11 protein-coding genes are annotated in these 13,507 nt (G+C 40.2%); 2 read left to right on the top strand and 9 right to left on the bottom strand.

Annotated features, from left to right (window positions below; genetic code table 11):
• A partial coding sequence (locus ACVWYG_RS15255) for a hypothetical protein (protein ID WP_457271215.1) occupies positions 1-247 on the top strand: 247 nt, incomplete at its 5' end.
• Positions 248-365: 118 nt separating this feature from the next.
• Here ACVWYG_RS15255 and ACVWYG_RS15250 read toward each other — a convergent pair.
• Positions 366-2,291, bottom strand: a complete 1,926-nt coding sequence (locus ACVWYG_RS15250) for a glucosamine-6-phosphate deaminase (protein WP_457271213.1) — start codon at positions 2,289-2,291, stop codon at positions 366-368.
• A 128-nt stretch (positions 2,292-2,419) separates the two neighbouring features.
• Between ACVWYG_RS15250 and ACVWYG_RS15245 the strand changes: the two genes are divergently transcribed.
• A complete protein-coding gene (locus tag ACVWYG_RS15245; protein ID WP_457271212.1) occupies positions 2,420-3,610 on the top strand; it encodes an anhydro-N-acetylmuramic acid kinase in 1,191 nt (396 codons plus the stop codon).
• A 360-nt stretch (positions 3,611-3,970) separates the two neighbouring features.
• Here ACVWYG_RS15245 and ACVWYG_RS15240 read toward each other — a convergent pair whose 3' ends face one another.
• The 8 genes from ACVWYG_RS15240 to ACVWYG_RS15205 form a co-directional block, all read right to left on the bottom strand.
• Positions 3,971-4,546 (bottom strand): TetR/AcrR family transcriptional regulator, encoded by a 576-nt coding sequence (locus ACVWYG_RS15240; protein ID WP_457271210.1) that lies wholly within the window; start codon positions 4,544-4,546, stop codon positions 3,971-3,973.
• 1 nt (position 4,547) lies between these two features.
• The gene (locus tag ACVWYG_RS15235; protein ID WP_457271209.1) at positions 4,548-4,961 is read right to left on the bottom strand and encodes a hypothetical protein; all 414 of its coding nucleotides are present in this window, start codon (positions 4,959-4,961) and stop codon (positions 4,548-4,550) included.
• On the bottom strand, positions 4,961-6,001 hold the full coding sequence (gene pheS / locus ACVWYG_RS15230; RefSeq protein ID WP_457271207.1) for a phenylalanine--tRNA ligase subunit alpha: 1,041 nt from the start codon (positions 5,999-6,001) through the stop codon (positions 4,961-4,963). Before pheS ends, ACVWYG_RS15235 begins: the two co-directional genes overlap by 1 nt.
• A 236-nt stretch (positions 6,002-6,237) precedes the next feature.
• Positions 6,238-7,425 carry a glycine C-acetyltransferase gene (kbl, locus tag ACVWYG_RS15225; protein WP_457271205.1) on the bottom strand — a complete coding sequence of 396 codons (1,188 nt, stop codon included), beginning with the start codon at positions 7,423-7,425 and terminating at the stop codon, positions 6,238-6,240.
• Between the two features lie 136 nt (positions 7,426-7,561).
• Positions 7,562-9,196 carry an L-glutamate gamma-semialdehyde dehydrogenase gene (gene pruA, locus ACVWYG_RS15220; RefSeq protein WP_457271204.1) on the bottom strand — a complete coding sequence of 545 codons (1,635 nt, stop codon included), beginning with the start codon at positions 9,194-9,196 and terminating at the stop codon, positions 7,562-7,564.
• Positions 9,197-9,733: 537 nt separating this feature from the next.
• Positions 9,734-10,519, bottom strand: a complete 786-nt coding sequence (locus ACVWYG_RS15215) for a carboxylesterase family protein (protein WP_457271203.1) — start codon at positions 10,517-10,519, stop codon at positions 9,734-9,736.
• Between the two features lie 16 nt (positions 10,520-10,535).
• Positions 10,536-12,827, bottom strand: a complete 2,292-nt coding sequence (bglX, locus tag ACVWYG_RS15210) for a beta-glucosidase BglX (RefSeq protein WP_457271201.1) — start codon at positions 12,825-12,827, stop codon at positions 10,536-10,538.
• Between the two features lie 19 nt (positions 12,828-12,846).
• The gene (locus ACVWYG_RS15205; RefSeq protein WP_457271199.1) at positions 12,847-13,506 is read right to left on the bottom strand and encodes a GDSL-type esterase/lipase family protein; all 660 of its coding nucleotides are present in this window, start codon (positions 13,504-13,506) and stop codon (positions 12,847-12,849) included.
• Position 13,507 lies beyond the last annotated feature (1 nt).

The following is a 13,507-nucleotide window of genomic DNA, read 5'->3' as shown; positions in this document are numbered from 1 at the left end:
TACATTCTGTTCAAACTCTAAAGAACAAAGAGACGGGAGGTTATATCTTTTACGCAGCATAGTTCTAGACTTGCTTAGGATGCCAACTCACTCTCCCACCTCTTCACTTATTTCTATAAATTTGATGATAAATTATTATTATTCAAACATAGGAGATTGTAATGGAATACTCGTCTCGATTTTGCTTCGGGAGCCCGACCCGAGCGCTTGCAAGAGTGTTGGGAAGGGGAACGCACAAATAATTTAAATAATTATTTTTATGAGCCTATTTTGCCACATTCCGCTATATAAAACAAGAAAGTCAATTGTTGGCAAAACCAAGATTGACTTTCTTACTAAATATGGAATGATTTCTTCTAAAAAAATTAGTCTTCAAATTTCCATCTAACAAATGCTTCCATGGCTTCGTATTCAGCAAGCCCCAATTCATCATATCCTTTCGCCGTTTCTCTATTGCGGTCTTCTGCGCGCTGCCAAAATTCTCTGGAATCATCTCCTGGAAAAACGGCTCTGTCTTTTTGACTTTGATGTTTGAAAATAGCATATTTCTTCCGCTCCAACTCTTTTGGACTTAACGGAACAGCCATTTCTATTTCGTACATATCAAACTCTAACCAAGCTCCCCTGTACAACCACAGCCAACAATTTTGTGCCCAGACCTCTGTTTTTCGAAGACGCGTCAAAGCGTCTAAAATAATATTAAAACAAACAATATGAGTTCCGTGCGGATCTTCGAAATCGCCAGCCGCAAATATTTGCTGCGGTTGGACTTTCTGCATTAATTCCATGGTAAGCTCTACATCTTTTAAAGTTGCAGGATGTTTTTGATTTTTACCCGTTTCGTAGAAAGGCAAAGCTTGAAAATGAATGTGATCGTCATCTAGACCACAATATCGAGCCCCAGCAATTGCCTCCCCTTTACGTATTAACCCTTTAACAGACTGTATTTCAGGGGTGTCTACTTGGTTTGGTTTTTTCTGCTGCATAAACGTGCGCATATTTTGGTAAATATGCGTGAGCTTTTGGTCATCCATGCCCATTTTAGCAGCAAAATCGACGTTAAACTCCACAAATCTCAACGCATCATCGTCCCAAACGGCTGTATTTCCAGAGGTTTGATACGCTACATGCACATTGTGCTTTTGGTCTACTAACCTAATAAAAGTCCCTCCCATAGAAATAACATCATCATCAGGGTGTGGAGAAAATATAAGAACATTTTTCTTCGCCGGCTCGGCACGCTCTGGGCGCTGCGAATCATCAGCATTTGGCTTGCCACCAGGCCAACCCGTTATGGTGTGTTGTAATTTATTAAAAATATGAATGTTGATGTTATACACAGGCCCTTTTTCGGTCGCAAGTTGAGCCATTCCGTTATTGTTATAGTCGTCTTCTGTAAGCTTTAAGATGGGCTTACCGAGTGTCTTTGCCAACCAGATAACAGCTTTACGAATCATTACCTCACTCCACACACAATCTTTTACCAACCAAGGTGTATCAAATCTGGTAAGCTGAGATGCAGCTGGTTCGTCTAGTATAAACTCAACATTTTCTGATAATTGTAAATAGGTTGCAGGAACATCTCCAGAAATCTCGCCTTCTACAGCTTTCTTAATAATTGGTGCCTTTTTACTGTTCCAAGCCATCAAAATAATTTCCCTGGCTTTGAATATGGTGCCGATGCCCATGGTTATGGCTTTAGTTGGCACAAAAGATTTTCCTCCAAAATCTCTGGCAGCATCTCTGCGGGTCAAATCATCTAAAGTGACCAAACGTGTACCAGAGTTTGGCGCAGAACCTGGCTCATTAAATCCGATGTGACCAGTACGACCAATTCCTAAAATTTGAATGTCCAAACCTCCGAGTTCCCCAATCATCTTTTCATACCCAATGCAGAAAAAAGGAATGTCTTCTAACGCTAGCGTGCCGTCTGGGATGTGAATATTTTCTTTTTTTATGTCTATGTGATTAAAAAGGTTTTCGTCCATAAACCGCACATAGCTTTGTGCCGCCCCCGGTTGCATAGGATAATATTCGTCCAAATTGAAAGTGATTACATTCCAAAAACTTAACCCTTCTTCCTTATGGAGTCTAACCAATTCGGCATAAACAGCAATTGGAGTAACCCCTGTTGCCAAGCCTAAAACTGCATTAAGTTTTTGCTCTTGCTTTTTTTGGATAAGCTCACCTATTCGCCGAGCAACGTCGACCGAAGCAGTTTTTTGGTTTTTAAATACGGTAACTGGAAGTTTCTCAAAACGCGTTTCCTCCAGTAGATTTAGTCTAGCCATGTTTTTTTTGATAAATGAGTACGGAGCAGTAAAGATAGAAATAATTAAGATATGCCTATTCGCTAAAGTTGTTTTTTACCGCTAGCTTTAAGGTTTTTAACGATTCATTTGATGAAGCCTACGACAATATGAATGCTCAGATAAAAAACCTGTGTCACCGAGCAGCAAAGGAAGAAAAATTGATTATTGGTTTAATGAGTGGCACCTCGATGGACGGCTTGGATATAGCACTTTGCGCGGTAAAGGGATCAGGTGTGAACACCAACATAAGAGTCATCAAATTTACCACAGAAGCTTATAGCAACAATTTTAGAAAGCAACTAAAAGCCATTTTCTCTAAAAAAAATGCAGATTTAGAATTGGTCTGTTTGATGAATGAACACGTTGCAAACATACATGCGAAATTAATAAATGGCGCGTTGTCAAATTGGGGTTTTAAAGCTGATGACATTGACTTTATTGCAAGCCATGGTCAAACCATTTTTCACGCGCCAAAATCCTTACATCATTTACCGGGTTATCCAAACGCAACCTTGCAAATTGGCGATGGCGACCACATTGCAGTCAAAACTGGCATCATCACCTTATCAGATTTTCGACAAAAGCATGTAGCGGCCGGCGGTGAGGGCGCTCCACTAGCTGTTTATGGCGACTACCTAATCTTTTCCAAAAGCGGTGAAAACAGGATAATGTTAAATATTGGGGGCATTTCAAACTTCACGTATTTGCCTGGCAGCTTGGAAGCGTCCGCGGTCATTTCGACCGATATTGGCCCTGGAAATACGCTAATGGACCAATACATGCAACAGCATTTCGGTAAATTTTACGATAAAGACGCCACAGTTGCGTCTGCAGGAAAGGCAAATCAGAAGCTGTTAAGTGCTTTGCTAAATCATGAATTTTTCACCTTAAATTTTCCAAAAACAACCGGGCCAGAGCGCTTTAATTTAGACTATCTGCTGCAAGCACAAAAGCAATCCTCAACAGAAACTTTAAGACAAGAAGACGTTATGGCAACGCTCTGTGATTTTTCTGCTGAGGCCATTGGAAACGCACTTAACAAATGTATGGATAGCGGCCAAACTGTGCGAATTTTTATAAGTGGAGGAGGGATGCACAACCCGTTGTTGGTAGATAAATTAAAAGAAAAAATTCCTAACACATTGTTCAATACAACGGCAGCACTTGGCATTCATCCCGACGCAAAAGAAGCTGTACTTTTTGCAATATTGGCCAACGAAACGCTTTCCGGAAAAAAGATTGACTTCGGCAATGACGTGCCATCTGTTTTTATGGGAAAGATAAGTTTACCGAAATAAATTAGCCTTAGAAGCGCTTAAATACAATTTATTTTTAGTTATTAGATTTTTTGTTTGTAAAATCGTCAAATCTTTTACGATACAATTTTCTAACGACCAATCGGTTTTATCTTATTATGCAATAAAATAACTTCACTATTTAAGCTCTAAATCCTAAACAAAGCCAATATTTAATTTCTATGAAATGTACAGCGCAGCACTCTTCGTTGATGCGGCAGGTTTTTCTTTCAATTGTATAATTCTCGATCGCAATCAATTGATCGCTCTTAAAAATTGACAGCGTTTGTGCACATTAAGCATAAATTTGGTTTGATTTATACAAATTACAAATGACAGACCTGCCTTGTTAAAACAGAATAACTACAATGCCGCCTTAACTAAAAAAGGCAAAATCTCTTTTTGAAAACTTACAAAGTTCTTTCTTACATCGGCATCGCTCACAGAGGTAAATGCAAAAGAAAACACAATGCTTTTACTTGCCTTTAACAAAAATGCAAGACCTTCTCTTCTAGATGGATTATTTTTAAAGTTGTCTAATTTTAGGTATGCGGCGAGTAAAAGCGCTTCGAGCTGATCTGATAGGTGTTTTAAAAATTCTTGTGAGTTTGCGTTCTCTCTTACAAAATCCCAACCTATAAATTCGTTACAAACCGTAAACGACAGGCGACTGGTGCGCATGACTAACGCTTTTAGGTGTTCTTCTTCGTTTTTATAGGTTACCTTTTGATGCAAAATCTCATTAAGATTTACATCTAGATAGTCCATTAAAATTTGATCCAGTACTTGTTCTTTGCTGTCGAAATATTTATAGATAGTGGCTTTTGCAATACGTGCTTTTTTGGCAATCTCGTTTACGCTGGTTTTATGGTAACCATATTTCCTAAACAGTTCTTTAGCTGCTTTTTTTACGGTTTCCTTAATTTTTTCAGCTTCCATTTTAATTTGTTACGTGTAACACTGTTCCCGATATAGAAACATAATATTGTTTTAAAGACCTAATAGCCGGCGCTTTTGCAGGAGATCCGTCTAATAACGAAAATTTAGCGCCAGAACAGGGATCTGTTACAGTAAATTCTCCTGATTCTAAAACCACTGCGCATTTCTTCTGAGGGTTTACGGTGCTGGTCCTATCGTAAGCTACAAATTCACCAAATGGCGTTTTGCTGATGATAATGCCAGAAATCCCATATCCATTGATAATTACGGCGCCGCCAACGGTATTTAAAGGACTTAACCGCGGATCTGTTAAGGGCGCAGTAAAGTTGACGGGTACATCTGGAATAAAGTCTTGCACTTTCCCGCATCCGAACAACAAAAACACACAAATCAAAAAACCGCAATAGCGCCGCATTATATCAAAGTAGATTTATATTGTTTCAAAAAACGAAGATCGTTTTCTGAAAATAATCGCAAATCTTTAATCTCGAACTTTAAATTTGCAATGCGCTCTACACCCATTCCAAAAGCAAAGCCACTATATTTTTTGGAATCGATGCCGCAATTTTCCAACACATTTGGGTCTACCATTCCGCATCCTAAAATTTCCACCCACCCACTGTATTTACACATTCCGCAACCCTCACCTTTACAAATGGTGCAGGAAATATCCATTTCGGCACTTGGTTCTGTAAATGGGAAGTAGGAAGGACGGAAACGAACTTCTGTCCCTTCGCCATACAATTCTTGGACAAAATAAAACAGGGTCTGCTTTAAATCGGCAAAGGAAACCTGTTCATCTACATACAATCCTTCTATCTGATGAAAGAAACAATGTGCCCTGGCAGAAATGGCTTCATTTCTATACACACGCCCGGGCATAATCGCCCGAAATGGCGGCTGGCCCTGTTCCATCATTCGAACTTGAACACTTGAAGTATGCGTGCGTAAGGCTATATCACCTTTTTCTCCACCTTTTTTTATGAAGAAAGTATCTTGCATATCTCTGGCTGGATGTTCCTCGGGGAAATTTAACGCAGAGAAATTGTGCCAATCATCTTCTATTTCCGGACCTTCGGCAACGGCGAAACCGAGTTTAGCAAAAATTTCTACAATTTCCCTTCTAACAAGTGCAAGTGGATGACGAGATCCAATATCGAAACCTTCGCCAGGTAAACTTAAATCTATGTGTTCAGCTATTACGGTATCTTTATCTGCAATCTCAGCGTCCTTTAAAGCTTGGTATTTATGCTCTGCGACTTGCTTAAAAGCATTTAAAACCTTTCCCAAAGATTTTTTTTCCTCAACGGATGCAGCTTTAAACTCCTCAAAAACCTCTTTAATGATTCCTTTAGAGCCTAAATACTTGATACGAAACTGTTCCAGCTCATCTGCCTTTTCGGTAACAAACTGATTTATTTCTTCTGTATATTTTTGAATTCTCTCCTGTAACATCGCTTCAAATATACAGCTATTTTGACTGTTATTTTTTATTGAGCGGGTTCAAAAACAAGTATTAGCCAATTTATTGCAAGAAAATGAACCGACACACCAGGTTTTACAACAAAGGTCAGAAGTAGCTATTCTACAGCCTCTGTAATTTTTGATCTTTGTCATTGGCAATTGAAATATTCAGACAAATTATTGCCGCTTTATCTTTGCGAGTTGTTCCTTGCTCCCATAGCTTTGCTCTAAATCACTCCCAAGTCTTTCCCAACCTTGGTAAATGCTTGTATCGCTTTATCTAGATGATGACGCTCATGCCCTGCAGAAATCTGCACTCTAATCCTAGCTTTATCTTTTGGCACCACAGGATAAAAGAAACCAACAACGTAAATGCCTTCGCCGAGCATTTTTTCAGCGAAAGTTTGGGCAATCTTTGCATCATACAGCATTACTGGAACAATTGGATGGAAGCCCGGCTTAATGTCGAAACCAGCAGCCGTCATTTTTTCTCTAAAATATTTGGTGTTCATTTCCAATTTATCTCGCAAATCCGTTGTCTCGCTAAGCATATCCAACACTGCAATTGATGCGCCGGCAATGGCAGGTGCCAACGTATTCGAAAATAAATAAGGCCTAGATCGCTGGCGTAACATGGCTACAATTTCTTTTTTCGCCGACGTAAAGCCTCCTGAAGCGCCACCCAACGCTTTGCCCAAAGTCCCGGTAATAATATCTACCCTGTCCATTACGCCAAAATGTTCGTGCGTTCCACGACCGGTTTTACCTATAAAACCACTGCAATGGCATTCATCAATCATAACCAAGGCATCATATTTATCGGCTAGGTCACAAATTTTGTCCAAAGGCGCAACCGAACCATCCATAGAAAAAGCACCATCAGTAACTATAATTCTGGTCCGACAATCTTTGGCCGCAATAAGTTGCTGCTCCAAATCTTCCATATCCGCATTTTTATAGCGAAAACGTTGCGCCTTGCAAAGCCTTACACCATCGATAATCGAAGCATGGTTCAATTCATCAGAAATAATGGCATCATCGGCACCGAATAATGGTTCGAAAACACCACCATTTGCATCAAAAGCTGCTGCATATAAAATGGTATCTTCCATACCTAAAAAGGCAGATAATTTTGCTTCCAGCGCTTTGTGTACATCTTGCGTTCCGCAGATAAATCGCACAGAAGACAGGCCGTAACCATGCTCATCTATAGCTCTTTTTGCTGCTTCTAGTACTTTGGGGTGAGAAGAAAGCCCCAGGTAATTGTTTGCACAAAAGTTGATCACATCACCACCACCTTTCACCTTGATGTCGGCCCCCTGTGGTGTTACAATGATGCGCTCCCTTTTATAAAGACCGGCATTTTCTATTTCCTCTAACTCTTTTTGAAGAATGGGCTGTAGCGATTTGTACATTTTAAACTAATTTGTGTGTAAATACTGGAATTGTTAAGGGCATCTCTCCCGACAAATATAAACGCTTTCTTTAAATCAACAAACCTATAAAAACAACACTTCTCGGTCGTTTTTATAGGTCAAAAAACACTAAGATTTAGTCTTGTGCCAAAAAGGGATAACGGTAATCTGTTGGCGAGTCGAATACCTCTTTAATTGTACGCGGAGATACCCAACGCAATAAATTTATCATAGATCCAGCCTTATCATTTGTACCAGAACCCCGAGCGCCACCAAATGGCTGCTGACCTACAACCGCGCCAGTGCACTTATCATTGATGTAAAAATTACCTGCAGCATTGCGTAGTGCATGGCTAGCTTTCTCAATTGCATATCTATCTTGCGCAATTACGGCACCAGTTAATGCATAAGGCGAAGTGGTATCAATCAGTTCCAAAACCGCATCAAAATCCTTATCCTCATAAACATAGACGGTTAATACCGGACCAAAGAGCTCCTCGCACATGGTCGTATATTTCGGGTCGTCTGCAACTAATACTGTTGGTTCTATAAAATAGCCTTTACTCTTATCGTAATTTCCACCGGCAATCACTTCTACCCCGTTATCTGCTTTGGCTGCATCAATGTATTTAGCCAGTTTGTCAAAAGACCGCTCGTCGATAACAGCGTTTATGAAATTGCTGAAATCTTCAGTCCCGCCCATTTTAAAGCTTGCCAAATCTGAAATCAATTTTTCCTTAATGGCGGGCCACAAGCTTTTGGCAATGTAAACCCTACTCGCAGCAGAGCATTTTTGTCCTTGGTATTCGAATGCTCCACGCACAATTGCCGTACTAGAAACGTCCACCTGCGCAGAAGGATGAATAAGGATAAAATCCTTTCCGCCGGTTTCGCCAACAATGCGTGGATACGATTTATATTTATGGATATTGGTTCCTATAGTCTTCCAAATTTCTTGAAATACCTTGGTAGAACCTGTAAAATGAATGCCAGCGAAATCTTTATGATTAAATATCACCTCGCCAGTTTCTGGTCCGTCTGCATAAACTAGGTTTATAACACCATCCGGAACGCCAGCTTCTATAAAGATTTCCATCAATAAGTTTGCGGCATATATTTGGGTATCTGCCGGTTTCCAAACCACCACATTGCCCATCATCGCTGCTGAAGCCGGTAGATTTGCAGCAATGGCCGTAAAATTAAACGGCGTAAGCGCAAATACAAAACCCTCTAAAGGGCGTTGTTCAACCCTATTCCAAACGCCACGTGGAGAAACCGGTGGCTGTTGTTTGTAAATTTCGGCCATATAGCCAACGTTGAACCGTAAAAAATCAATCAGTTCGCAAGCCGCATCGATTTCTGCCTGATAAGCATTTTTACTTTGTCCGAGCATCGTTGCTGCATTTAACTTATACCGATATTTCCCAGCAATTAAATCTGCTGCCTTCAAAAAAATTGACGCTCTATGTTCCCACGATAAATTTTCCCATGCTGTTTTTGCCCCTAGAGCAGCCTCAATGGCCTTATTGATGTGCGTTTTGTCGCCGATACTATAAGTCCCCAACACATGCTTATGATCGTGTGGTGGCGATAATGTTCCTTTTTTTTCTGTAAAAAACTTTTCCCCTCCAATGTACATTGGAATCTCCAACTCTTGGGCACGCGCCTCGGCAAGTGCACTTTTTAAGAGCTCACGTTCCTTACTGCCCGGCGCGTAATTTAAAATTGGTTCGTTTACAGGCTCCGGCACATTAAAAAATCCTTTTAGCATAATTTTATCTTGTTTTGTCTCGATACAAATATAAAAAAATTGACATAACGCTTTTCTATTGTTCTGTAAAGAATGTTTAGTTTGGGATAAGCAGCAGTTATTTCGATAAAAATTTGGGCGCTTTAACACGCCATCCACTGTATTTTTTAGGCAAAAAAAAAGCCCAAAAAGATGCCGTTTCTGTTGTTAGCGCGCTGAGCAGACGCCAAAAAACAAATGCCAAATTAGCGAAACGAACCGGAACACTTCAATTATTTATTTTTCCGTTCGATTGTATATTCCCTTACCCCCTAATCGGTCGCACAAATCCTATACATCCATATTTTCTATAAACATTCAATCCCTCCGAGTTTTTGTAAGCAAAAACACGCAGGGATGTAATCTGTAAGAGGCTAAATTTTGTGGCTTGTTGCACCTTGGTTAGCGATTGCAGAGGAAATCCTTTTTGTGAGGAACGAACAAAAAGATTGGAACGGAAAGCGCGACCCCTTTTCAGGGTAACGCCCAAAACATTGTAAACCCGTTGAGGAATCAAGGCTATTTCTTGTGACTATACAACCAAGGCAAAAATTTAGGTTCTGCAAAGGCGCTATCCCAACTGTTGTGGCCCGCATCTGGATAGATGGTTAATTTCACTTCATCGCCAAAGCCCTTCAACCGATTAGCTATGGCAATTGAAAACGCAGGATCTACCACATCGTCTTTTGCACCATGGAAAATCCAAAGCGGTACCTGTTTAAATTTTTTAACGTTGGCTAAATTATCTCCACCACAAATGGCAAAAGCCGCCGCAAATGTATGCCGCCTTCTCCTCAATATTTCATAAGTTCCCATACCACCCATGGATAAACCGCCAACGTATACTTGCTTTTTATCTACATAATCCTTAAGAAGAAAATCTTTCACCACAGCCAAAAGCGCATGCATGGACTTTGTGGGTTTCCCTGATTTTTTAAAATTGAAGGTTCGTTTTCCGTTCTCGGTCACGATACCAACGTCGGACCAAGAGTCTTTGGAAGGACATTGCGGAAAAATCACTATGGAAGGAAAAGCATTGCGGACACTATCTTTTAAAAACTGCGCACTTCCATGCACCAATTGACTTCTATTATCGTTGCCACGCTCTCCTGAACCATGCAGGAAGAATAGGATGGGATACTTTTTTGTAGCATCGAAATTCAATGGATAAAGGATGCGGAAAGAAAGTGTGTCTTCATTTTTGGCAAACACTACTTCTTTAAATGAAGTACTGTCTTGTGCAAAACTGTTGAGGCCCGCAGCGGTTAAAAAACATGAGAAAACGAAACCAACTAACTTAATCATTGTGCATTATAAGGATTTATTTGCTTAGTTTAAAATTTGCTTCTTTCACGTCGGCGGAATTGGTACCGATAAAAACTTTAAAATCTCCTGGTTCGGCTAAGTATTTAAGATCAGCATTGTAGAATTTTAAATCGTTCTCAGAAATGTTAAAACTTACTTCTTTCGTCTCACCGGGGTTTAAACTGATTTTCTGAAACCCTTTAAGCTCTTTTACAGGCCTAGTACTGCTACCAACTAAATCTTGGATGTACATTTGTACCACTTCTTTACCAGCCATTTTTCCAGAATTTGTAATGCTAATTGTTGCTGTAATTGGTTTTCCAGCACTTAAATTATTGGCATTTAATTTCACATCACCATAACTAAACGTAGTATAACTTAAACCAAAGCCAAATGGATAGAGCGGTTCGTTGCTTACATCGAGATAATTTGATTTGAACTTTGAAAACCACGCACCCGCAGGCAGTGGTCTGCCAGTATTTTTATGTGCATAATATAGAGGCACCTGACCAACGTTTTGAGGAAAAGTAGCAGGCAGCTTACCAGATGGATTTACATCTCCAAAAAGTACGTCACCTATGGCACTTGTTGCTTCTGTACCTCCAAACCACACATTTAAAATGGCGGGTACGGTTTCACTTTCTTCTTTTATGGCCAATGGTCTGCCAGAAAACAAGACCAACACCACGGGTTTTCCAGTTTTTAGCAATGCAGCCAACAATCTTTTTTGCACGTCTGGAACATCGATATTTGTTCTGCTCGATGCTTCGCCACTCATTTCTGAAGATTCTCCCAAGGCGGCTACAATTACATCTGCTTTGTTTGCCACTTTCAATGCATCCGCTATTACTTCCTGCTCTGGCCTGTTGTCTCGAGGAATGTCACGCCCAAACATAGTACTGTTTTTTTGCAGCACCGAATCAGCAGTTAAATTAGCGCCTAAGGCATAGGTCACTTTTACTTCTTTACCAGCTACGCGCTGAATGCCTTCTACTAAAGTTGAAACCACACTCAAATCGGCGTTTACACTCCAGGTGCCTACCATATTCGGTTTAGTATTTCCAAGTGGACCAATAACGGCTATAGAACCTGTTTTCTTTAATGGTAAAATGTTGTTTTCATTTTTTAGCAACACAAACGTTTCTGCTGCTGCGGCACGAGCCGCTTTCAAGTTTGCGGGTGTTAAAATTTCGGTTTTCGCACGTTCCTCACTGCAATATTTAAACGGGTCTGCGAACAGGCCGAGTTTGTATTTGGCTTCTAAGATTAACCGGCAGGCATTGTCTATTTGCGCCATGGTTACTTTACCTTCATTCAAAGACTTTTTAAGTGTAGTTAAGTAGCCTTCGCCAACCATATCCATATCAGTACCTGCGGTGAGAGATTTGGCGCTCACTTGTTGCAAATTACCTAGCCCATGTGCAGTAAGTTCGTTAACGCCGGTATAGTCTGAAACAACAAACCCTTTAAAACCCCATTCTTTGCGCAATACCTCAGTTAACAACCACTTATTAGCGGTAGCGGGAACGCCGTTGATGTCGTTAAATGAAGCCATTACGCTACCGGCGCCCGCATCAATTGCAGCTTTATACGGCGGGAAATAGTCGTTGTACATTCTGTCTTTGCTCATATCAACCGTATTATACTCTCTTCCGGCTTCCACTGCGCCGTATAAGGCAAAGTGTTTTACACAAGCCATAAGTGTATTGTTTTTAGATAGATCGTCGCCTTGATATCCCTTGACCATTACTTTTGCAATCTCGGAGCCCAAATAAGGATCTTCTCCGCTTCCCTCAGAAATGCGTCCCCAACGCGGATCGCGAGAAATGTCGACCATGGGCGAGAACGTCCAGTTTAATCCATCTGCGCTAGCCTCTTGTGCAGCAATTCTAGCCGTATTTTGAATCATTGGCAAATCCCAACTTGCCGCAAGTGCCAAAGGAATTGGGAAAACAGTTTTATAGCCATGAATAACATCTTGTCCAAAAATCATAGGAATTTTTAACCGACTTTTCAGCGCGGCTTCTTGGGTTCTTCTTATTTTTTCTGGGGTGGTCATGCTAAAAATACCACCCACTTGCCCAGCTGCAATTTTCTGCTCCACATCGGTACTTACTACAGATCCTGTGGTTGCCTCTCCGCCGGTTAATAAATTTAATTGACCAATTTTTTCTTCGACAGTCATTTTAGACATTAAAGATTTTACAAACTGATCCATCTGCGTGGATTTGGTAGCAGACTTTTTCTGTGCAAAAACACACATGTTTCCAATGAGGAGTAATATGGTGATGCATTTTATTGATTTCATTTTGAAGTTTTTTAGGAGTTTATTTTAATAAGAAAGGAGTAATTGCTTTAATCCAAATGTCATAGCCTTTTTGGTTCATGTGTAAATTGTCGTCTAAGAAAATATTAGGCATTGGTTTCCCATCCGCCATAAGCATATTGTTGTAAACGTTAATGAAATCTGTCTTGCTTTGCTTGGCTAAAAAAGTTTTTATTAATGCATTTGCATACAAAAACTCGGGCATAAACTTTTCTCTACTTGGGCTGGGTTTGATAGAAATAAATGCGATCGGAACTTTCGGCATTTTCTTCCTGATGATGTCAAAAAGAATTTCAAATCTATCTTCTGTAATCTCTGCACTTGCACCCTCAGCAATGTCGTTTTCGCCGCTGTATACAATGATTTGCTTAGCTTGATATGGAAAAATAATGTCATCAGCAAAATAAATGGCATTGAGTAAAGTCGAACCTCCAAAACCTCTGTTGATGGCATGGTAATCCGCATAAACTTTTTCTAAATCCGTCCATTTGCGCAGCGAAGAGCTCCCGATAAATAAAATTCCACCTTTAGAAGGCATAGACGATTTATCGGCTGCTTTAAAAGCATTTATCTCCGCCTGAAAAGGAGCGTTAGCTGTTTGCTGGGCATGCAGGCTAAAAGAAAAAAGCAAAGTAAAAATTGCAGTCGCTAATTTTTTCATA

The sequence above is a fragment of the Pedobacter sp. UYEF25 genome (assembly GCF_054061655.1).
The sequence above is the reverse complement of the archived record's forward strand: the minus strand, read 5'-3'. Positions and strand labels throughout refer to the sequence as shown.